Origin of the sequence: Schnuerera sp. (assembly GCF_035459645.1) — a bacterium.
GTDB lineage: Bacteria > Bacillota > Clostridia > Tissierellales > Tepidimicrobiaceae > Schnuerera.
Window position 1 is genome coordinate 1 of the sequence record NZ_DATHXO010000060.1, and the last position, 2,776, is coordinate 2,776.

Consider the following 2,776-nt stretch of genomic DNA (forward strand, 5'->3'; position numbering starts at 1 on the left):
ATGGCTGGATATGTCGCAACACGACCGCCAGCCCCATCGAGATTAGCGCGATCCCGAGGTAGACCCACATATCGATCTGCAAGCCTTCGCCGTCGGTGCTCAGCGCGGCGACGATCTCGTTGGTGACCTCGATGACGCTGAAGATCGCCATCCACACGCCGCCGATCCAGATCATCAACGAAGTGTGCCATCCCCGGCTGCGCTGATAGATCGCCGAGCTGAGTAGGATGATGCCCAGCACCATCAGCACCAGCCACGCATATTCCAGCAGATGCATGATCAGCGCGAAGCCTAGCCACATGACCACGGATGCCCAGGTCAGGGCTTCGATGCTGCGTTCTCCGCGACTCTTCAAGCGATTTCTCCTCGCGTGTGTTGCGGGCTGTGTGTGCGGGCGGATGGCCCAGCGTTCCGTACAATCACCTACGATTATGCGATACCTGCGGCGCCGCCGCAAGCCCTTTTCTGTAGATTAGCGAAGGTTTTACGGTGCAGGGGACCGGAACGGGACCGATTCCGAACTGGTTCGGAGCGGAGATAAGGTAGAATTAAGAGATGCTTCAAAGATATGGGGCAAAGTTACTGGCGATGCAGAAGAATTAATAAGAGAAGATTTAGGAGAAAAAAACGTAGATATAGCACAAATTGGACCTGGAGGAGAAAATTTAGTAAAGTTTGCAAATGTTATAAACATGTGTAATAGGGCCAATGGTAGAAATGGTACAGGAGCAGTAATGGGTTCTAAAAATTTGAAAGCCATAGTTGTAAAGAAAAAACTAGGTCTTAAAGCAGCAGATGAAGAGAACTTTAAAAAATTAGCTAGAGAAGGTGTAGATAGATTTAACAATAGCCATGGGTTACAACAATTAGGAGAACACGGTACAGATAGAGGACTTATTAGTCATCATAAAAATGGATTTTTAGCTACTAGAAATTGGATATCTGGATATTTCCCTGAAGGTGCAGAAAATATAACAGGAACTACTATGACAGAAACTATACTAAAGAAAAGAGATACATGCTATGCTTGTCCTGTAAGATGTAAAAGGGTAGTGGAGATAGAAGGAAAAGTAGACCCTATTTATGGGGGACCAGAATATGAAACAGCTGCTGCTTTAGGTTCTTACTGTGGTATTACTAATTTAGAAACGGTAGCTTTAGCCAATCAATTATGTAATATGTATGGTTTAGATACTATATCTTGTGGCGCTACTATATCTTTTGCTATGGAATGTTTTGAAGAAGGAATATTGACCAAGGAAGATACAGATGGATTAGAACTGACATTTGGTAATGATGAATCATTGATAAAATTAATAGAAAAGATTGGAAAAAGGGAAGGCATAGGGAACTTATTAGCAGAAGGAAGTTATAGAGCGGCAAAGGAACTAGGAAAAGGTGCTGAAAAGTATAGTATGACAGCAAAAAAACAAGAATTACCGGCTCATATGCCTCAATATAAACCATCTTTAGGATTAATATATGCAGTAAATCCCTTTGGAGCTGACCACCAATCTTCAGAACATGATCCAGTATTGACGTTGCCACCAGAAAGTGAGGCAAGGAAGAATTTAGCAATGCTAGGTATATACAAAGGCTATGATGATAATTTTGAATTAGACGATGAAAAGACTCGATTTGCCTTTAATACCCAATGCTTTGAATCCACCATAGATACATTGTCTTTATGTCAATTTTTATGGGGAGTTTCAAGTTTGTATGGACCAAAGGATTTAGTTTTATTAGCTAAATATGGTATAGATTGGGAGACCTCCCTTTATGAACTAATGGAGATAGGTGAAAGAAAGATAAATATGATGAGATATTTTAATGCTAGAGAAGGTTTTACAAAAGAAGATGATTCTTTACCTGAAAGATTGTTTGAACCTTTCAAAGATGGGCCTTCTAAGGGAGTAGCTTTAGATAAAGAAAAGTATAAAAAGTCTAAAGAATTATATTATCAAATAGCAGGTTGGGATGAGGAAACTGGCAATCCAACTATAGGAACTTTGAAAAGATTATATTTAGGCTGGGCTATAAATGGTTAACTTTCTTTCCTATGAATATGAAACAGATATAATACAAATTTAGAATAGTTTTTCCTAAAAAAAGCAAAGGAACTCTAATAGAGTTCCTTTGCTTTTTTTAGGGCTAGTTGGTATAATACCAGTTGATAATGGATGAGATAATAATTGAACTTTGACATTTAATAAACTAGGAGGTAAAGATGAAAACTTTAAATAACTACAAAAGTGTAGCAGTTCTATGTGATTTTGATGGTACTATAACTACAGAAGATACTAATATTAAACTATTTAATAAAATTGGTGATAAAGAATTTATACAAAAATTAAGAGAAAGATATTATAATGGAGAAATAGATCTGAAAACTTTAGCCAATATAAAATTTAGCAGTGTTAAATTATCGAAACCAGATTATCTAGACTTTATATTAAATGAGATCAAGTTACAAGAAGGATTTGAACTTTTCTATAAAAATTTGATAAAAAATCAAATTCCCTTTGCAATTGTTAGTGGTGGTTTTGAAACGGGTATTAAACCATTTTTAGCCAAACATGGATTTAAGGATATACCTATTTATGCAAATAAATTGATATTTAATGGTGATTCAATGAAAGTAGAACATTATGATGAAATACATTATCCCGATTTAATTGTCAAGGACGATTATATTGATTTTAAGGTGGAAATTGCAAAGGAATATAAAAAGAAGTATGATAAGATTATATTTATAGGAGATGGATCTACAGATATA

General features: G+C 36.9%; 3 protein-coding genes. 2 read left to right on the forward strand and 1 reads right to left on the reverse strand.

Translation table 11 applies throughout. The features are described from left to right. Positions 1-355: hypothetical protein (locus VK998_RS01520; RefSeq protein ID WP_325224697.1), on the reverse strand; the 355-nt coding region annotated here is incomplete at its 3' end. A 166-nt stretch (positions 356-521) separates the two neighbouring features. Here VK998_RS01520 and VK998_RS01525 point away from each other — a divergent pair. Together VK998_RS01525 and VK998_RS01530 are read left to right on the forward strand one after the other, a co-directional pair. After that, a complete protein-coding gene (locus VK998_RS01525) occupies positions 522-2,048 on the forward strand; it encodes an aldehyde ferredoxin oxidoreductase family protein (protein ID WP_325224703.1) in 1,527 nt (508 codons plus the stop codon). 179 nt (positions 2,049-2,227) lie between these two features. Beyond that, positions 2,228-2,776, forward strand: a 549-nt coding sequence (locus VK998_RS01530) for an MtnX-like HAD-IB family phosphatase (RefSeq protein ID WP_325224700.1), incomplete at its 3' end; no start/stop codon positions are given.